At 65.3% G+C, this 19,197-nt stretch carries 15 protein-coding genes; 7 read left to right on the top strand and 8 right to left on the bottom strand.

Annotation, left to right across the window (positions count from 1 at the left end; genetic code table 11):
* Nucleotides 1-24 precede the first annotated feature (24 nt).
* The gene (locus ABG82_RS00765) at nucleotides 25-291 is read right to left on the bottom strand and encodes a helix-turn-helix domain-containing protein (RefSeq protein WP_043077455.1); all 267 of its coding nucleotides are present in this window, start codon (nucleotides 289-291) and stop codon (nucleotides 25-27) included.
* 75 nt (nucleotides 292-366) lie between these two features.
* Between ABG82_RS00765 and map the strand changes: the two genes are divergently transcribed.
* Nucleotides 367-1,131: a type I methionyl aminopeptidase gene (gene map / locus ABG82_RS00760; protein ID WP_043077456.1), complete on the top strand. Its 765-nt coding sequence runs from the start codon at nucleotides 367-369 to the stop codon at nucleotides 1,129-1,131.
* Here map and ABG82_RS00755 read toward each other — a convergent pair.
* From ABG82_RS00755 to gltB, 3 genes are all read right to left on the bottom strand, one after another.
* Nucleotides 1,128-1,919: a DUF3298 domain-containing protein gene (locus ABG82_RS00755; RefSeq protein ID WP_043077457.1), complete on the bottom strand. Its 792-nt coding sequence runs from the start codon at nucleotides 1,917-1,919 to the stop codon at nucleotides 1,128-1,130. The two genes, map and ABG82_RS00755, sit on opposite strands and share 4 nt — an antisense overlap.
* A gap of 512 nt (nucleotides 1,920-2,431) precedes the next feature.
* Complete coding sequence (locus tag ABG82_RS00750; RefSeq protein WP_043077458.1) at nucleotides 2,432-3,898, bottom strand: glutamate synthase subunit beta; 1,467 nt, start codon at nucleotides 3,896-3,898, stop codon at nucleotides 2,432-2,434.
* The gene (gltB, locus tag ABG82_RS00745; protein ID WP_043077459.1) at nucleotides 3,891-8,474 is read right to left on the bottom strand and encodes a glutamate synthase large subunit; all 4,584 of its coding nucleotides are present in this window, start codon (nucleotides 8,472-8,474) and stop codon (nucleotides 3,891-3,893) included. The genes ABG82_RS00750 and gltB overlap by 8 nt, the downstream gene beginning before the upstream one ends.
* A 469-nt stretch (nucleotides 8,475-8,943) precedes the next feature.
* Between gltB and ABG82_RS00740 the strand changes: the two genes are divergently transcribed.
* From ABG82_RS00740 to phoA, 4 genes are all read left to right on the top strand, one after another.
* Nucleotides 8,944-9,777: an SDR family NAD(P)-dependent oxidoreductase gene (locus tag ABG82_RS00740; protein WP_043077460.1), complete on the top strand. Its 834-nt coding sequence runs from the start codon at nucleotides 8,944-8,946 to the stop codon at nucleotides 9,775-9,777.
* 20 nt (nucleotides 9,778-9,797) lie between these two features.
* The gene (locus ABG82_RS00735) at nucleotides 9,798-10,715 is read left to right on the top strand and encodes a metal-dependent hydrolase (RefSeq protein WP_043077461.1); all 918 of its coding nucleotides are present in this window, start codon (nucleotides 9,798-9,800) and stop codon (nucleotides 10,713-10,715) included.
* Nucleotides 10,715-11,854, top strand: coding sequence for a PDR/VanB family oxidoreductase (locus tag ABG82_RS00730; protein ID WP_043077462.1), 1,140 nt, complete (start codon nucleotides 10,715-10,717; stop codon nucleotides 11,852-11,854). The genes ABG82_RS00735 and ABG82_RS00730 overlap by 1 nt, the downstream gene beginning before the upstream one ends.
* Before the next feature lie 67 nt (nucleotides 11,855-11,921).
* On the top strand, nucleotides 11,922-13,481 hold the full coding sequence (gene phoA, locus ABG82_RS00725) for an alkaline phosphatase (RefSeq protein ID WP_043077463.1): 1,560 nt from the start codon (nucleotides 11,922-11,924) through the stop codon (nucleotides 13,479-13,481).
* Nucleotides 13,482-13,558: 77 nt separating this feature from the next.
* Here phoA and ABG82_RS00720 read toward each other — a convergent pair whose 3' ends face one another.
* A complete protein-coding gene (locus ABG82_RS00720) occupies nucleotides 13,559-14,491 on the bottom strand; it encodes a TauD/TfdA dioxygenase family protein (RefSeq protein WP_043077464.1) in 933 nt (310 codons plus the stop codon).
* 71 nt (nucleotides 14,492-14,562) lie between these two features.
* On the opposite strand from ABG82_RS00720, the gene ABG82_RS00715 reads away from it, so the two are divergent.
* Nucleotides 14,563-15,123 carry a TetR/AcrR family transcriptional regulator gene (locus tag ABG82_RS00715; protein WP_043077465.1) on the top strand — a complete coding sequence of 187 codons (561 nt, stop codon included), beginning with the start codon at nucleotides 14,563-14,565 and terminating at the stop codon, nucleotides 15,121-15,123.
* Between the two features lie 7 nt (nucleotides 15,124-15,130).
* Here ABG82_RS00715 and ABG82_RS00710 read toward each other — a convergent pair whose 3' ends face one another.
* Both ABG82_RS00710 and ABG82_RS00705 read right to left on the bottom strand, forming a co-directional pair.
* Complete coding sequence (locus ABG82_RS00710; RefSeq protein WP_078343395.1) at nucleotides 15,131-16,210, bottom strand: DUF1254 domain-containing protein; 1,080 nt, start codon at nucleotides 16,208-16,210, stop codon at nucleotides 15,131-15,133.
* Between the two features lie 39 nt (nucleotides 16,211-16,249).
* Nucleotides 16,250-16,684, bottom strand: a complete 435-nt coding sequence (locus tag ABG82_RS00705) for a MarR family winged helix-turn-helix transcriptional regulator (protein WP_043077512.1) — start codon at nucleotides 16,682-16,684, stop codon at nucleotides 16,250-16,252.
* A gap of 85 nt (nucleotides 16,685-16,769) precedes the next feature.
* Here ABG82_RS00705 and ABG82_RS00700 point away from each other — a divergent pair, with 85 nt between their 5' ends.
* A complete protein-coding gene (locus ABG82_RS00700) occupies nucleotides 16,770-17,459 on the top strand; it encodes a PadR family transcriptional regulator (protein ID WP_043077466.1) in 690 nt (229 codons plus the stop codon).
* Here the strand turns inward: ABG82_RS00700 and ABG82_RS00695 are convergent, their stop codons facing one another.
* Entirely contained in the window at nucleotides 17,460-19,175 is a 1,716-nt protein-coding gene (locus ABG82_RS00695; protein ID WP_043077467.1) for a 3-ketosteroid-delta-1-dehydrogenase, read from the bottom strand.
* Nucleotides 19,176-19,197 lie beyond the last annotated feature (22 nt).

The following is a 19,197-nucleotide window of genomic DNA, read 5'->3' as shown; positions in this document are numbered from 1 at the left end:
CCGCCGAGTTTACGGCCGTGGTGGTTAGGACGCGGCGCCGATCTTGGACTCTTCTTGCCAGACCGCGGCCACGTCATTGAGGTCGAGGCGCAGTGTTGCGGCCAGCTGGACGACGGCACCGAATGCGGGTGTCGGCAGGCGTCCTGTTTCGATCTTCCGCAGCGTCTCCGGAGAAATCCCCGAGGCCCGCGCGACATCTTCCAGCGCCCGGTCGGCACGCGCGGCACGCAGCAAGCCGCCCAGCCGCTTGCCGGCGGCGAGTTGTTCGGCGGTAAGCGGCTGACGGACCATGGCACCGACTCTAGTCTTGGTATTTAAATACCAAAAGCCCTAAGGTGGTATTTAAATACCATCAAGGAGGAGCCCGTGATCGAGCTGAAGTCGCCCGCGGAGATCGGACGCATGCGCGTGACCGGCGAGTTCGTGGCCTCCGTGCTGACCGAGTTGTCATCGCTGGCCGCGCCGGGAGTAAACCTGCTGGAACTCGAACAGCGCGCGCGAGAGATGGTCGCCGACCGTGGTGCCGTGTCCTGCTACTGGGACTACTCCCCCTCATTTGGCCGCGGCCCCTTCCGCAACGTCATCTGCCTTTCGGTGAACGACGCGGTGCTACATGGACTTCCACACGACTATCGGCTAGCCGACGGTGATCTGCTCAGCATGGACTTCGCGGTGAGTATTGACGGCTGGGTGGCCGATTCCGCCGTGAGCGTCATCGTTGGCACCCCGGACCCCGAGGATGTCCGACTGATCGAGACCACCCGGGTGGCTCTCGACGCCGCCATCGCGGCAGCCCGACCGGGTAATCGGCTCGGCGATATTTCTGCGGCAGTGGCCGCGGTCGCCCAAGACGCCGGGTACCGAATCAACACCGACTTCGGTGGGCACGGCCTGGGCCGCACGATGCACGAAGACCCCCACGTGCCGAACAAGGGGACCGCCGGACGGGGATTGACGCTGGAACCGGGCCTCACGCTCGCGCTGGAGCCGTGGTTCGGACGCGGAACCAACCGGCTCACCGTGGATTCCGATGGGTGGACCCTGCGGATGGCGGACGGTTCGCGGGGCGCCCATTCCGAGCACACCATCGCCATCACCGAGGACGGGCCTCAGGTTCTGACGTTGCCCTAGGCAGCGCAACTTTCCCGCAGAATCGGTTGCAATGCCGACAGCGGCACTCTGACCTGGAAGAGTCCGGCACCCACCGGCCCCAGTCGGGCAGACGGTAGGAACAGCAGCAGCGACTCGCCATCAAGGGCCCACGCGTCGTACGAGTTGACGTAGGTGTGTCGGTGCTCGGCCCCCGGAGGTAATGGCTCGAACTCGTCGATCGTCAGCGCAGAGTTGCCTGCCGGCCGATTGGCATTGAGTTTGTCGATCTCCTTCTGAAGGTACGGACGCACGTACTGCGGCAGAATTTTGTCGGGATTGCCTCCGCCACACAACAAGTCGGCAAGCTGCAGCTGCCTGCCACGCGTGACGTCAAAAGTAAAGGTTGACAGCGCCGTGTTCGGATGAGCTGCACCACCGAAGAATGTGTAGTACTTGAGCACCACTGACTTATCTGCCGGTGTCCGCTCGTAGCGGGTGTAGCCCAACGTCGCTTCGCTGCTACCGATATAGCTGTCATTCAGTGACGAGAACTGCCCCAGAAACTTCCGCACGTTATCGGTCAGTGTCGGGCCCATGACCGGGTCGTCGAGCAGCTCCGACGAGTACGTGGCGGTGGCCTTCACATCGGCCGCCTTGCTGTTTCGGGAAATCAGCGTGCATCTGGTGGCAGCTTCGTCCCAACTGCCACGCATCTCATGGCAGAGGCCCGCCGCGCTCGACGGCTCCGCCCGGGCCATGGCCGCCGGACCTAACCATCCACAGAGAACCGCCGACAGCAGACCGGCGCATACATGCGCACTCGCCATGTCCCCCCCTCAGGTCCAGCCATCACGCACTCAATCATCGTCGGCTACCACCCGCGCCCCGGCTGGTTACAGCTCTATAACGATCTTGAAGCACTGCGCGTGTCTGCGATCGGACACGCCGACAGCTGCCGCGAGCAACGCTCAGTGGCTGAAGCGCAGCAGCTCTTCGGGAGTGATCAGCCGCTCGTTTTTCGCAGGGAAACTATGACTCTTCATGGGATGACGGAGCAGTGACCAGGCAATTCGGCCAACCCATGTCTTGGTAACGGGTGTGTTGGGCACGAGAACATCTCCTGCGTCGGCTAGCTTTCAGAACCGGTCCGTAGCATAACGCAAATTCATGCCGATCTCACGTGTCACACCCGCGTCAAGCAAACCTTTTGGGCAGCGGGCAATGAAGTCGCTGCGAGCTACCGAACCAGGTAGACCCGGCAATGTTCGCAACCACGTGGGAGAACGCATGCGGAATCAGCCCGGACTCCGTACGTCAGCGCCCTCTCGGGCCGAAGCGGCTAACGCTGGGGTGCGGCGGTCGGCTTGATCGGCGCGGGCAGCGCCGTCTCGCCGGTGAGGTACGCGTCCACCGCGGCAGCGGCGGATCGCCCCTCGGCAATCGCCCAGACGATCAGCGACTGTCCGCGGCCCATGTCGCCGGCCACGAACACACCGTCAACGGAGGTCGCGTACGCGTCGTTGCGCGCCACATTGCCGCGGTCCGTGAGCTCCACGCCCAGGTTCTCGAGCAGCCCCGGCTTCTCCGGGCCAACGAATCCCATTGCCAGGAAGACGATGTCGGCTTGCAGTTCGAAATCCGAACCTTCGACCTTCTCGAACTTACCGGCGTTGAAGACCACCTCGTGAGCCCGCAGACCGGTGACCTTGCCGTCCTCGCCGAGGAACCGCTCGGTGTTGACGGCGTAGATCCGCTCGCCGCCCTCTTCGTGTGCGGAGGCCACCCGGAACAACGTCGGGTAGGTGGGCCACGGGTCGCGCTCAGAGCGGCTCTCCGGCGGCTTCGGCATGATCTCGAACTGCTGGATGCTCGCCGCACCCTGCCGGTGCGCGGTGCCCAGGCAGTCGGCACCGGTGTCGCCACCGCCAATGATGATGACGTGCTTGCCCTTTGCCGTGATCGGCGGCTGGCCGTCGGCGTCTACGACGTCGTCGCCGAGTTGCACCTTGTTGGCCCAGGGCAGGTATTCCATGGCCTGGTAGATGCCCTCGAGCTCACGGCCGGGAACCGGCAGATCACGCCAGGCGGTCGCGCCGCCCGCGAGGACCACCGCGTCGAACTTCGCACGCAGCTCCTCGGCAGTGATATCCACGCCCACGTTCACGCCGGCCTCGAAGACCGTTCCCTCGGCCCGCATCTGGTCCAGACGCCGGTCGATGTGGCGCTTTTCCATCTTGAACTCGGGGATGCCGTAGCGCAGCAGACCGCCGATGCGGTCGGCACGCTCGTACACGGTGACATCATGTCCGGCCCGGGTGAGCTGCTGTGCCGCAGCCAATCCCGCCGGTCCGGAACCCACCACCGCGACCTTCTTGCCAGTCTTCACCTCGGATGGAATGGGCTTGACCCAGTCGTTCTCGAAGGCGTTGTCGATCAGCTCGACCTCGACCTGCTTGATGGTCACCGGGTCCTGGTTGATGCCCAGCACGCACGATGCCTCACACGGCGCCGGGCAGAGCCGGCCGGTGAACTCGGGGAAGTTGTTGGTGGCGTGCAGACGCTCGATGGCCTCGCGCCAGTTTCCGCGGTACACCATGTCGTTCCACTCGGGAATGAGGTTACCCAGCGGGCAGCCCTTGTGGCAGAACGGGATTCCGCAGTCCATGCAGCGCGACGCCTGCGTCTGCAGCGCCGAGTGCTCGAAGTCCTCGTAGACCTCTTTCCAGTCGAGCAGCCGCAGCGGCACAGGGCGCCGCTTGGGCAGTTCGCGGGTGGTGTGGGTCAGAAAGCCGCTTGGGTCACCCACGAGCGGCCGCCATGATCGCTTCGTTCACATCGCCTCCGGTCAGCTCCGCGTCGGCGATGGCCTCCAGCACGCGACGGTAGTCGCGAGGCATCACCTTGACGAAGGAGTCGCTTTGGCCGCTCCAGTCGGCCAGAATGCGTTGTCCGACAGCAGAGTCGGTCGCCGCCACATGCTTTTCGATGAGGCTGCGCAGTACCTGCTCATCGTCAGGGTCCAGCGCGTCCACATCGACCATCTCGTCGTTGAGGTTGTCCACCAGGTTCTTGTCGGGGTCGTAGACGTAGGCCACGCCGCCCGACATACCCGCCGCGAAGTTACGGCCCGTGGGGCCGAGCACCACCACGGTGCCACCGGTCATGTACTCGCAACCGTGATCGCCGACTCCTTCGACGACGGCGGATGCCCCGGAGTTACGCACGGCGAACCGCTCACCGACCACACCGTTGAGGAATGCCTCACCGCTGGTGGCTCCGAACAGGATGACGTTGCCGCCGATGATGTTCTTCTCGGCCTCGAAGCCTTCCGGTGCCTCGCGGGACGGGCGCACCGCGATGTGCCCGCCGGACAGGCCCTTGCCCACGTAGTCGTTGGCGTCGCCGAACAGCCGCAAGGTGATACCGCGCGGCACGAACGCACCGAAGCTGTTCCCGGCCGAGCCGGTGAACGTGATGTCGATGGTGTCGTCCGGGAGACCTTCGCCGCCATAGGCCTTGGTCACCTCGTGACCGAGCATGGTGCCGACGGTCCGGTTGACGTTGGTGATCAGCGTCTCGAACTTCACCGGGGTGCCGTGATCCAATGCCTCGCGGCTCATCACGATGAGCTGCTGATCCAGCGCCTTCTCCAGGCCGTGGTCCTGCGAACCGCTGCAGTACAGGTCCTGGTTCATGAACGCCGACTCGGGCTCGGTCAGCACCGGAGTCAGGTCGATCTTGCTGGCCTTCCAGTGCGCGATCGCCTTCTCGGTGTCCAGCGCGCCGACCTGTCCGACTGCCTCGTTCACGGTACGGAAGCCGAGCTCGGCCATGAGCTCGCGCACCTCTTCGGCGATGAACAGGAAGAAGTTCTCCACGAACTCCGGCTTGCCGTTGAAGCGCTGGCGCAGCACCGGATTCTGGGTGGCCACGCCCACCGGGCAGGTGTCCAGGTGGCATACGCGCATCATGATGCAGCCCGAGACCACCAGTGGGGCGGTCGCGAAACCGAACTCCTCGCCGCCCAGCAGCATTGCGATCATCACGTCGCGGCCGGTCTTGAGCTGGCCGTCCACCTGCACGACGATGCGATCCCGCAAGCCGTTGAGCAGCAGCGTCTGCTGCGTCTCGGCCAGACCCAATTCCCACGGCGCACCGGCGTGCTTCATGGAAGTCAACGGGGTGGCACCGGTTCCGCCGTCGTGCCCGGAGATGAGCACCACGTCGGCGTGCGCCTTCGAGACACCCGTGGCCACCGTGCCGACACCGTTCTCCGACACCAGCTTCACGTGGATACGCGCCTGCGGGTTGGAGTTCTTCAGGTCGTGGATCAGCTGCGCCAGATCCTCGATCGAGTAGATGTCGTGGTGCGGCGGCGGGGAGATCAGACCCACACCGGGCGTGGAGTGGCGCACCTCGGCCACCCACGGATACACCTTGTGCGCGGGCAGCTGGCCACCCTCGCCGGGCTTGGCGCCCTGCGCCATCTTGATCTGGATGTCGGTGCAGTTGCTCAGGTAGTGCGAGGTGACACCGAAGCGGCCGGAGGCCACCTGCTTGATGGCACTGCGGCGCCAGTCGCCGTTCTCGTCCGGGATGAACCGGCGCGGATCCTCGCCGCCCTCACCGGAGTTCGACCGGCCGCCCAGGCGGTTCATCGCGATCGCCAGCGTCTCGTGCGCCTCGGCCGAGATCGAGCCGAAGCTCATGGCACCGGTCGAGAAGCGCTTCACGATCTCGCTGGCGGGCTCCACCTCGTCCAGGGGAACAGGGGGACGAATCCCGGCCTTGAACTTCAGCAGGCCGCGCAGCGACGCCATCCGCTCGCTCTGGTCATCGACCAGCTGGGTGTACTCCTTGAACACCGAGTACTGGCCGGTGCGGGTGGAGTGCTGCAGCTTGAAAACGGTGTCCGGGTTGAACAGGTGGTACTCACCCTCACGCCGCCACTGGTACTCGCCGCCGACCTCGAGCTCGCGGTGTGCCCACTCCTCGGGGCGTTCCAGGAATGCCAGGTGGTGACGCGAGGCGACATCGGCCGCGATCTCGTCAAGACCGATACCGCCGGTGGGGCAGGCCAGTCCGGTGAAGTACTCGTCGAGCAGCTCCTGCGAGAGACCGATGGCCTGGAACAGCTGGGCACCGGTGTAGGAGGCCAGCGTCGAGATGCCCATCTTGGACATCACCTTGAGCACGCCCTTGCCGGCTGCCTTGATGTAGTTGCGGATCGCCTTGTCGCGCTCCACACCCGAGATCACGCCGCGGTCGATGAGGTCCTCGATGGACTCGAACGCCATGTACGGGTTGACCGCGGCGGCACCGAAACCGACCAGCGCCGCGACGTGGTGCACCTCGCGGGCGTCACCGGCTTCGACCACCAAGCCGACCTTGGTGCGCGAGCGTTCGCGCACCAGGTGATGGTGCACCGACGCAACCGCCAGCAGCGACGGGATGGGCGCCATCTGATCATCGGACTCACGATCCGACAGGATGATCACCTGGGCGCCATCGGCGATGGCTGCGGAGACCTCGGCGCGCACCGATTCGAGCGCGGTGCGCAGTCCGGCGCCGCCCTCGGCGACCGGGTACAGGCAGCGCACCACCCGGCTCGAGAAGCCATGCCGGCGGCCCTTGACCTCATCGGCGGGATCGAGGTGAATCAGCTTGTCCAGCTCGTCGTTGTGCAACACCGGCTGCGGCAACAGGATCTGGTGGCACGACTCGGCGGTCGGGTGCAACAGGTCACCCTCGGGGCCGATCACACCGCCCAGGCTGGTCACGACCTCTTCGCGAATGGCGTCCAGCGGGGGATTGGTCACCTGGGCGAAAAGCTGCTGGAAGTAGTCGAAGAGCATCCGGGAACGGTTGGACAGCACCGCGATCGGGGTGTCGGTGCCCATCGATCCGAGGGCCTCGGCGCCGGTGCGGGCCATCGGCGCCACCAGCAGGTTGATCTCCTCGTAGGTGTAACCGAATACCTGCTGACGCAACACAATCCGGTCGTGCGGCATGTGCTGGTGCGGACGGTCCGGCAGCTGCTCAAGGCGCACCAGACCCTCGTCGAGCCACTGCTGGTACGGCTCGGCCGCGGCCAGCTCTGCCTTGACCTCTTCATCGGAGACGATGCGCCCCTGGGTGGTATCCACCAGGAACATGCGGCCGGGCTGCAGCCGGGTGCGCTGCACGACGGTGGACGGATCCAGGTCCAGCACGCCGGCTTCGGAGGCCATCACGACAAGTCCGTCGTTGGTCACCCAAACACGCGACGGCCGTAGACCGTTGCGGTCGAGCACCGCGCCCACGATGGTGCCGTCGGTGAAGCACACCGAGGCCGGCCCATCCCAGGGCTCCATGAGGGAGGAGTGGTACTCGTAGAAGGCGCGGCGCTCCGGGTCCATGGACTCGTGCCGTTCCCAGGCCTCGGGAATCATCATCAGCACCGCGTGGTGCAAGGGGCGGCCACCCAGGTGCAGCAGTTCCAGTGCCTCGTCGAACCGCGCCGTGTCCGAGGCACCGCGCGTACAGATCGGGAAGATCTTCTCGATCTGGCCGGGCTCACCGAAGACATCGGTCTTGATGAGCGCCTCGCGGGCCCGCATCCAATTCTCATTGCCTGCGACGGTGTTGATCTCACCGTTGTGCGCCACCCGGCGGTAGGGGTGGGCCAGCGGCCAGGACGGGAAGGTGTTGGTGGAGAAGCGCGAGTGCACGATGCCCAGCGCGCTCTCAACCCGCTCGTCCTGCAGATCCAGATAGAACGCCCGCAGCTGCGGGGTAGTCAGCATGCCCTTGTAGACGAAGGTGCGGCCGGAAAGGCTTGGGAAGTAGACGGTTTCCTCGCCGAGGCTGCCCCGGCCGGATCCCTGGTTGCCCAGCTCGTGCTCGATGCGCTTGCGCACCACGTAGACGCGCCGCTCCAGCTCGATGCCGGAGGCGCCGGAGATGAACAGCTGCCGGAAGGTGGGCATGGCGTCGCGGGCGAGCGCGCCCAGCGAGGAGTCGTCGTGCGGAACCTCACGCCAGCCCAGGACCGTCAAACCCTCTGCCTCGACGATCTTCTCGACGGCCTCGCTCGCGGCGGCGGCGTCCTTGGACCCCTGCGGCAGGAAGGCGATACCGGAGGCGTAGCTGCCCTCGGCGGGCAACTCGAAGTCCACGACGGCACGGAAGAACTTGTCCGGGATCTGCAGCATGATTCCGGCGCCGTCACCGCTGTTCGGCTCGGCTCCCGCCGCACCACGGTGCTCCAGGTTCAGCAGTGCGGTGATTGCCTTGTCCACGATGTCGCGGCTGCGCCGGCCGTGCATATCCACGACCATGGCGACACCGCACGAATCGTGCTCGTATGCCGGGTTGTAGAGCCCGGTCGCGGGGTGTGGCATGGCTGCTCGTCTCGTCTCCGGGGCCTGCTCAGGTGCATCGGCTGTATGCACCCGTCTATGCCCTCCTCGAAGGTGCCTCACAGACCGGCACGGGGTGATGCTCTACCCCGGGGCTGGCCCGTTGGCCCTTGTCCGTAGCGTCCTTCTCGCCCGTCTGCTGGGTTGCGCTCGCGGTGACGATGAGGCACCCACCGGACACCGTTGACCAGCGGATCTCGTGCCCCGACGCGACAAGTAATCAAAACGATATGTCAGGAACCCCGTCGCACGCCAACTCGGGTGGTTAGATGGCGCGACACCTGATGGCGTCGTGTTCTCAATGCGTTCTTCATAGCAAGGTCAACGCATGTTTCCTCGGGGAATACCGGTGAATCCCGTATTGGACGTCACGTCTTTTTTCGCGTGCTCGCGGTGTTTTACAATCTCCTTCATCACGTAAGCGCAGCGGTGCGCAGGATTCGGAGGATGCATGACATCCGGCAGTGCCCAACGCAACAGTCTGGTGGTGGTGACCGGCGGCGGTAGCGGTATCGGCCGCGAGACCTCGCTGGCCTTCGCGCGCCAGGGCTCTCGCGTCGTCGTCGCCGATATCAATCTCGATACCGCCAACGAAACGGTAGGGCTCATCGAGAAGCTCGGCGGATCCGCGTACCCCTATGCCCTGGATGTTTCCGACGAGACGGCGGTATCCGCGTTCGCCGACGATGTGTGCGCCCAGCATGGTGTGCCCGACGTCCTGATCAACAACGCCGGCATCGGACAGGGCGGGCGGTTCTTCGACACTCCCTCCGCCGACTTCCAGCGGGTGCTCAACATCAACCTGGGCGGCGTCGTCCACGGCTGCCGCGCCTTCGGGCCGCGGATGGCCGAGCGCAAGAGCGGTCACATCGTCAACATCTCCAGCGCCGCCGCGTACACACCGATCCCCGAGATGGGCGCCTACGCCACCAGCAAGGCAGCCGTGTTCATGTTCTCCGACGTGCTGCGCGGCGAGCTCGCGCGCGACAAGGTGAAGGTCAGCACCATCTGTCCGGGCATCGTCAACACGAACATCATTCGCACTACCCAGTTCTCGGGTCTGTCACCGGAGGCAGAGGCCAAGCGCCAGCAGCAGGGGGCGGGCCTGTACGCCAAGCGCGGATACGGCCCGGAGAAGGTGGCCAAGGAGATCGTCAACGCCGTCGCCAAGGGCAAGTCAGTCGTGCCCGTCACCCCGGAGGCGCATGTGCAGTACCACTTCAGCCGCCTGGCCCCGGCGCTGAATCGGTTCTTTTGGGGCCTCAGCGACAAGATCAGTCGGTAGCGAGAAGGAGATCAGACATCATGGCGCGCAACACAACTGACACCACGGGCCTGCAGGTCGTACCCACCGAGCCGGGCGAGGTCGTGCTGCGGCCGCGCAATGTCCAGTTCGACACCAGCCACACCCCGCTGCACTGGATTCCGAACGAGCCCATCGTGTCGCACTTCATCTCGGCCTTCAATCTCCTTCTCCCGGAGGGCGAGCGGGCGTTCGTCGATACCTTCACCCGCGCGTTGCCCTACGTGAAGGACGACAAGATCCGCGAGGCCATGATCGGATTCATGGGCCAGGAAGCCGTGCACGCCGAGACGCACCACAAGGTCCTCGGCGACTTCCTGGAAAAGAACGGCCTGGATGTACGGCCGGCGCTGACCCAGATCGAATACATCACCCACATGCTGGAACGCACCAACGAGCTGCGCAGTGAGAAGCTGCGCTACCGCGTCATGGTGGAGAAGCTGGCCCTCATCGCCGGTATCGAACACTTCACCGCTGTGCTGGGCGACTGGGTACTGAACCACCCCTTCGAGAAGTTCAACGCCGATCCGGAGATGGTGGACCTGTTCCGCTGGCACGGTGCCGAGGAAGTGGAGCACCGCAGCGTCGCGTACGACGTCGCCCGGTACTTCCAGATCCGGCGCGGACACATGATGCTCACCTTCGTACTGGCCACCGTGTTGCTGGTCGGTGTGATGCTGCGCTACACCAAGTTCTTGGTGCGCCAGGACCCGTCGTTGCCCAACTACGGCGTGTTCGGCGTGCTGCGGCAGATGAACAAGGCCATGAAGCGGGGCGCTTTCCTGCGCTGGCGCGAGCTGGGTAAATCGGCTCTTGAGTTCATGCGCCCGGGCTTCTCACCCGACCAGGTGGGCAGCACGGCGCAGGCGGTGGCATACCTGAGTACGTCGCCCGCCGCCAAGGCTGCGGCCGGCTACTGATGTTCGACCGATTCCGCCGCACGGCCCAGTCCACCCCCAAGCGCAAGCGGCCCTCACTGCCGCCCACGCTGTACGGCACGCTGCCGGTTTCACCCACGATCGCACTGGGCACCGCGCTGTTCCCGGTCGCGGTCCGCGCCATCGGCGCCTTGCTGATTCTCAAGAAGCCACCGGAGAACCACGTCGACCGGACGCTGCAGCTGGTGGTCAAGGACCGCTGGATCGAGGCCAAGGATCAGGACGTGGCAAGCCTAGTGCTGGCGTCGCCCGACGGGGAGCGGCTGCCGCCATGGCACCCGGGCGCACACCTGGACCTGCTGCTGCCGTCCGGACGGATGCGGCAGTACTCGCTGTGCGGTGATGTGTCGGATCCGTACCACTACCGCATCGCGGTACGCCGCATCCCCGACGGCGGTGGCGGCTCGATCGAGGTACACGACGCGCTGCAGATCGGCGCCACGGTGTCGATCCTGGGACCGCGCAACGCCTTCCCGCTAGCCATGACCCAGCCGGGACCCCGCAAGCTGCATTTCGTGGCCGGCGGTATCGGCATCACGCCCATCCTGTCCATGATCGCCTTCGCCGAACAGCTGGGTAAGCCGTGGACCATGGTGTACACCGGACGGCACCGGGATTCGCTTCCGTTCCTCAACGAACTCAAGCGCTTTGGTGATCGGGTGATCATCCGGACTGACGATCAGTCCGGGCTGCCGACGGCCGACGACCTGCTGCCCGACGTGGGTGAGAACGACGCGGTGTACTGCTGCGGTCCCGCCCCGATGCTCGCGGTGCTGCAGCGGCGCTTGCTCGAAATGCCTTCAGTGGAACTGCATTTCGAACGTTTCGCGGCGGCACCCGTGGTGGACGGTCATCCGTTCGAGGTGCAGCTGGGACCGGGCGGACCGGTGCTGAACGTACCCGCCGACCGCACCGCACTAGATGTCATCAAGGAACGGCTGCCCCACGTGGCCTACTCGTGCCAGCAGGGTTTCTGCGGCACGTGCAAGGTGCACGTACTGGCGGGCAACGCAGATCACCGCGATCAGATCCTCACCGAGTCGCAACGAGAAGAGGGACAGATCCTGACCTGCGTCTCGCGCGGCGAAGGTCGCCTGGTGCTGGACCTGCCCGCCGGATAGCAGGCGGTTCACCCCGCGTTCACCGTAAGGCTGGCAGCTGGACGCCGATTCACAGCAAGCTGTCAGCATGAGCCTTCGCAGCACGGCACTGGCCGCGTCCGCAGCGCTAACCCTGGCCCTGGCCCCGGCAGCCGGCGCCGCGCCGCCTTCGGATTCACCTGAGGTGCCCACGAACGAGATCGCCAAGACCGGCGGTGCCAACCGCACCCAGGGCGGCCGTGACGGTGACAAGACGGCAGATCTGCGTGATTCGGTACGTGGCCGGAACGCCAAGAACGTCATCCTGCTGATCGGCGATGGCATGGGCACCTCGGAGATCACCTCGGCGCGCAACTACCAGTACGGCGCCGCCGGGACATTGCCCGGACTGGACGCGCTGCCGATCACTGGCGAATACACCACGTTCGCGCTGACCAAGGACGGGCCCGATAAGGGCAAGCCGGATTACGTGACCGACTCGGCGGCCTCCGGCACCGGATGGGCCACCGGCACCAAGACCTACAACGGCGCCATCTCCGTCGGCCTGGACGGTAAGCCGCTCGACACGATCCTGGAGATCGTGCAGAAGCAGGGCTTCGCGACCGGCAATGTCACCACCGCAGAACTGCAGGACGCCACCCCGGCGGTGCTCACCGCGCACGTCACCGATCGGGACTGCAAGGGCCCCAAGGAGACCCTCGCGAAATGCGCCACCAACGCCGTCGACAACGGCGGCAGGGGATCCATCTCCGAGCAGCTGGTGAACACCCGCGCCGATATCAGCCTGGGCGGCGGCGCCAAGTACTTCGACGAGACCATCACCGCAGGCGAGCACAAGGGCAAGACGTCCCTCGAGGTCGCCAAGGCCGCTGGCTACCAGTTACCCACCACCGCAGGCGATCTGAACAAGGTGAACAACCTCGACAACCCCGTACTGGGGGTCTTCGGCAAGGGCAACCTGCCGGTGCAGTGGGACAAGGTACCGGCCGCGGTGCCCAACGGCGGCAAGCTGCCCGCGACCACCTGCCGGCAAAACCCCGAGCTGCCCAAGGAGCAACCCCAACTGGCCGCAATGACCACCAAAGCCATTGATCTACTGGTCAATTCCAAGAAGGGCAAGGACAAGGGCTTCTTCCTGCAGGTCGAGTCCGCTTCGATCGACAAGCAGGATCACGCGGCCAACATCTGCGGCCAGATCGGTGAGACCATCGCCCTCGACGAGGCCGTCACCGCCGCCCTGGACTTCGCCCGTCAGGACCGCAACACCCTGGTGATCGTGACCGCCGATCACGGGCATTCCTCGCTCATCGTTCCCGAGGACTTCAACAACCCGTCAAGCCTGTCGGTCGCGGTGAAGACCGCCGACGGAGCCACCATGCGAATCGTGTATCCCACCGCGCCGGAAGGAGAGTCGCAGACTCACACCGGAACCCAGGTGCGCATCGCCGCATACGGGCCGGGTGCCGCGAATGTCTCCGGCCTCACCGATCAGACCGACAATTTCAACACCATCGTGGGCGCACTGCTCGGCCCCAAGAGCCCCGACGCCTCCAACGGCCCGTCGTGGTGGGTGGCCGGCGGCATCGCGGCAGTGGCAGCCGCGCTGGGTGCCGCGGCAGCATTCTTCCTGGGCAGACGCCCGGCCTAACCCGAGCGCCGAGTGGGAATCTCACGAGGCAAACCGGCTGGATTCCCTCGCGAGATTCCCACTCGAGGGCTGCCCGCTCAGGCCACCAGGCGCTTCGGGTTGTCGATCACCGAATAGTCGCTGGCGTCCCCGGCGATCACCCGGCTACTTTCCCCGTCGACGCTCACCGGGACATCGCCCGCCAGCGTGACGCGGTGCATGCGGCGACGCTGATCGCCGTAGTCGGAGATGGCGTAGTGCTGGGTGGCCCGGTTGTCCCACATCGCGACATCACCCAGTTCCCAGCTCCACCGAATCGTGTTCTCCAGCCAGGTGATCCGATCCTGGAACATCCGGAACAACGCCTGCGACTCGCTGCCGCTCACGTCCAGGATTCGCTTGACGAAGTTGCCCAGCAGCAGGGCCTTTTCACCCGTCTCGGGATGCACTCGCACCACCGGGTGCTGGGCCTCGAAATGAGTGGCGCCGAACTCACGCACGTACTTGGAACCGGAGCCCGACTTGGCCAGTAGCTCTGCAACTTTGGCGGGATCGACTTGAGCGTAATCGAATTGGTTGTTGTGCATGGCCCACAGCTTGTCCGCCAGCTCCTGCAACGCCGCGGGCAACTGCCGATACGCGGCGACCGTGGAGGCCCAGGTGGTGGTGCCGCCATAGGGCGGCAGCTCGACGGCCCGCAGGATGGATGCCTTCGGAATCCTGTCCACGAAGGTGACATCGGTGTGCCACTGGTTGGCGCGGCCGCCTTCCTCGGAATCGAGCCGCATCACGCGCTCGCCGTCGAATTTCAGCGTCGGATGCGGCGAGGTGGGTACGCCCATGCATCGTGCGAACGCGAACTGTGCCTCGTCGTCCAGGTGATGCTGGCCCCGAAAGAAGATCACCTTGTGTTCCAGCATCGCCTCGTTGATGGCGCGCGCGGTCTCGGCGTCCACATCGCCCAGGCGAACTCCGTCGATACGGGCGCCGATGTTCTCGCCCAGCTTCACTACACGCAAATCACTGCTCATGACCCGTTCCTTCTGTTCGATAATCCGGTGTAGTCAAATGACTACACTCGGTCATCCGCTACTGTACACACATGACTACACAGGAGGCAACGGATACCAAGCCCGTCGGCAAGGAGGAGGTCGTCGAGGCCGTCCTGAACGCCGCCTCAGGCCTCTTCGCCGAGAAGGGGCCGGCCGCGACATCGATCCGCGAGGTCGCTACGCGCGCGGGGGTGAACCACGGCCTGGTCCACCGGCACTTCGGCAGCAAGCGCCAGCTGCTGGCCGCCACCCTGCAGCACCTCGCCGATGCCGCGGCCGCCCTGCGCGAAGCAGCGGCGCCGATCGAGGAACTCGAGGCCGCACACGATCTTCAACTGCGCGTGATGGTGCGCTCCACCCTCGACGGTTTTCCCATCGAGGAACTCCAGGAACGCAAGCCGGGCATGGAGTGGCTGCTGGAACAAATCCGCCCTGGTCACGCCGACGATCGTGAAGCACGGCTGGCCGGCGCCCATGCGATAGCGCTACAGCTCGGCTGGCGATTGATGGGTCCCAGCCTCCGTGCCGGGTTCGGCCTGGATGACATGTCCGATGCCGATATGCGCGCCGAAATCGCCCAGCAGATCGCCCGGATCGTTACACCCCAATAGGTTTGGTCTATGCGACGGGATGGGCCTCGGGGAAGACCCAGCTGCCGTCGAGAACCTGCGGTTGTGCGCGGTACAACCTGACCATGTAGTTCCAGCCCGTGGTGATCGGCAGGCAGTTCACCACGCCCTCCACGCACCCACCGAATTGCACCGTGGCATCCCCGCTACCTTCCCGTCGCACGGTGATGTTGTTGATTGAGTAGACATTACGGGCATTCGGCGTGAAGTAGCCGTCCTTGTTGTAGACGGTGATCGACCAGAACCCGTCCACGGGTACCTGCCCGACGGTGAGCCGATACACCGTGGCGCCGTCGTTCTTCGCGGGATTCACGGTGAGATAGAAAGCATCCTTCTCGGGGTTCCCACCCCAGGCGGATGCCGTGCCGATCAGGTGACGTACCGGATCGGTTGTTTCTCGGGTGCCGAACATCGCCTTGGTATCGGGGACGGTCGCGGCGAGCTCCAGCAGAGCTGTGCGCACCCGTTGTTGACTTACCTTGTCCCACACAGGAATGTCGAAGGTGCCCGTCTTCTCTTGGCGGACAGCGATACCGTCCTGCAGTGCGTGAACCTGTGCGAGGTCGGCGGGATCGCCCGGGTTGACCAGGGTGCGCACCGCCGCGGCCACATAGCGGGTGCCTGCCTGCTCCTTGGTGATCGTGTGCTCACCCCGTCCGTAGAAGACGGCCGGCACGTAATGGTCTTCGGTGATGAGTTGCAGCGACATGAACCGCTGTCCCGGGTCGGGCATGGAGATGGTGATCGGTCCCGCGTCGAGATCGAACACCGCCGAGGAGTAGAGCGTGTCCCGGTTCTGCCGGATAACCAGCTGCTTGTCCAGCGGTGACAGCTCACGGATGTGGTGGAACGCGCCAAAACCCCCGTCCTTCACGATGTTCCCGAAGTACAGGTCTGACTCCGCGCGTACGAAGTTGTCCGGAGTAACGATGATCGCCCCGTCATGTGTGCGTCGATCGGGGAGCTGAGTGCTGGGGCCGCCGGACCCCTCGGGCGGCGGAGTATGCGCCCCGCAACCGGCGACCACCGCACAAACACCGATCCACACGACCGCGGCTACCCACTTCATGGTGTGAAAGTACCCCGGCCCCGGCGCCGCGTGCCCGCGTTACGGAGTGGCAGCATCCTCGCCGGCGATATCACGCAGCGTTTGAAAGAAGTCGCTGCGCTGCCGTGCCGAGATGCCCGATAACAAACGCTCTTCGGCCTCCCGGGCCAACGCTTCTGCCTGTTTGAGCAAGGCCGTCCCGGACCGGCTCAACTGCGCTGGACGTGCGCGGCCGGAGTCGACAGTGTCCGGCCGCGACACCAGTCCGGCATCCTGCAGCGCCTGCAGGACGGTGTTCATCGATTGCGGGGTCACGTCGATGGCGCGGGCCAGATCCGCGTTGGACCAGCCCGGGTTCTTGGACAACACCCGCATGCAGACGTACTGGGGGAATGGCAGATTCAGCGGCGCCAACGCCGCCGTGATCTCCGATCGCAACGCTGCCGACACGCGATGCATCAACGCGCCGAGCGGCTGCCATTCCTGCTCATCCATATCAGTGATGTTGACACAGCTACCGCCGTCCCGCTGAGCGGCCCGGACCACCCTGCGGAACATCTGACGTTGCTACCCTTGATCGATGGCAGCAACCAGTTCGCCCGACGAACCCAATCTTGCTGCCACCAGCTGGACAATCCTCGGAATGCTCTCCTACGAGGAAGAGGTTTCCGGCTATGACATCAAGAAATGGGCCGACTGGAGTATCAGCTACTTCTACTGGAGCCCCTCGTTCAGCCAGATCTACTCCGAGCTACGCAAACTGGAGAAGATCGGGTATGCCACCTCACGGGTAGACCATGACAACGGCGCTCGCAGCCGGCGACTGTACAAGATCACTCCGGCGGGTATGGCGGCGATGAGCCAGTGGGCCAACGAGACGCCCGCCGAGCCTCAGGTCCTCAAACACAGCGTGGTGCTCCGCGTCATGCAGGGGCATATGACGGACCCTGCCCGGCTCAAGGAGATTCTGGAACGCCACGTGGAGTACTCCGAGAACATGCAGCGACGGGCCGCGCTGGACGCGGATGGCGCGGCAGCCCAGCCCGCCTGGGCATACTCTCGTGTCGCGCTCAAATGGGCCGAGCGCTACTACGCGGCCGAGCGCGATCTGGCGCTGATGATGATCGAGGATCTGGCCGCGGCGGCCGAGGAGTTCGACAAGGCGGGTCCGGATGGCGGCACGCCTCGCCTGGTCCCCGGCTACTGGCGCGAGGTGGAAAAGCGGGTGGACGCCGAAAAGCTTTCCACCCAGTCCGATCCGACGGACTGATCAACGCGCGGCCGCGTCGCGTGCCGCGATGTAGCCGTACACCAGGCCCTGGGCAATTGTTGCTCCCGCACCTGGGTAGGTGGCACCAAAGGCATTGGCGGCGGTGTTGCCGATCGCGTACAGGCCCCCGATGACACTGCCATCTTCACGCACTACCCGCGCGTGCTCGTCGGCACGCAGGCCACCGCAGGTGCCCAGGTCGCTGAGAACCATGCGCACCGCATAGAAGGGTCCGTCGCGTAACGGCCGCAGATTCGGATTCGGCGTGACTGTCGGGTCGCCGTAGTAACGGTCGTACGCGCTACGGCCGCGGTGAAATTCGGCATCGTCGCCGGCGGCCGCCGATTCATTGAATCGCCGCACGGTGGCCAGGAACTCGCCCTCCGGCAACCCTGCCAACGATGCGAGCTCAACCAGACTGCCGGCACGATGGGCAATCCCTGCGTCAAACCACTTGCCCGGTATCGGCATCCGGGGATACAGCTGGCCCGCGAAGACGTAACTGTTGCGGTACTGCTGGTCGAAAATGATCCACATCGATTCCACCGGGGCACCGCGGCGCTCCCGCTCCAGCACCCGCTGACCGAACGACATATAGTCGGCGGCTTCGTTGATGAACCGGTTCCCGGTCTGGTCCACGATGAACGATCCCGGCAGCGAGCGCTCCGCCAGCATGACCTTCGGCGCGGCGCCGGGTAGTGGTGCCACGGCCGGGAACCACCACGCGTGGTTCATGGAATCGATTGCCGCACCGCTGTCCTGGCCTATCCGGAGGGCATCGCCGGTGTTGGTATCGGCACCCAGGCTCATGTTCTCGCCCAGTGCCGTCGACTGGAATTTGTGCCGCATCTCCATGTCGTGGTCAAAGCCTCCGGCAGCCAACACCACACCGCGGCGGGCTGTCACCGTGATCTCTCGTCCGTCATGGGTGACCACCGCGCCCGCGACACGGCCACTCTCCATGGTGAGGTGTACCAGGGAAGTATCGGTCCAGATCGGTATGCCCGCGCGTAACACCCCCGCGAATAGTCCGGCGGCCAGCGCCTGCCCGCCCGCCAGGTACCGCCGGCCCAGCACGGCCCCGCCGACACCCTGTACGACGCGTTTCACGATGAGTGGCAATGCTTTACGCGGTAGCCGCGCCATCAGGTTCATCCAGCGGTAGTCAGCGCTGGTGACGGGCATCGGCACCGCCGGCGGCTTCATCACGCCCGGCTGCAGCCTGCCGCGGTACTCGCCCAGCACTGACGCGTCGAACGGACGGCATTCGCAGGTGCGCCCCGCCGCGCTGCCACCGGGCTCTTCCGGGTGGTAATCCGCGTAGTCGCGGCACCAGGTGAAGCGCATCGGGGTCGAGCGCATCAGCATCTCGACGGTGGCCGCCTCGTGCTCAAGGAAGGCGTCACTGCGCGCATCCGGGGCGCTTCCCGCAACGACCGCCCGCAGATAGGTACGCGCCCGCTCCGGGGTGTCGCCGGTTCCCGCGGCCCCCAGCACGGGGCTGGCAGGCAACCACAGGGCTCCTCCGGAGCGGGCGGTAGACCCGCCCACATAGTGCGATTTCTCGACGATCAGTACCGACAACCCGAGTTCACTGGCGGCCAGCGCGGCGGCCATTCCCGTCCCGGAGCCGACAACCAGCAGATCGACCTCGATGTCATCTGCGACGGTTCCGGCCGGGATCGGTCCGGGGGGGTGCTGACGCCATCTGTGCATACCTCCGTCGAATTCGCGTGGA

Source organism: Mycobacteroides immunogenum, assembly GCF_001605725.1.
GTDB lineage: Bacteria > Actinomycetota > Actinomycetes > Mycobacteriales > Mycobacteriaceae > Mycobacterium > Mycobacterium immunogenum.
The sequence above is the reverse complement of the archived record's forward strand: the minus strand, read 5'-3'. Positions and strand labels throughout refer to the sequence as shown.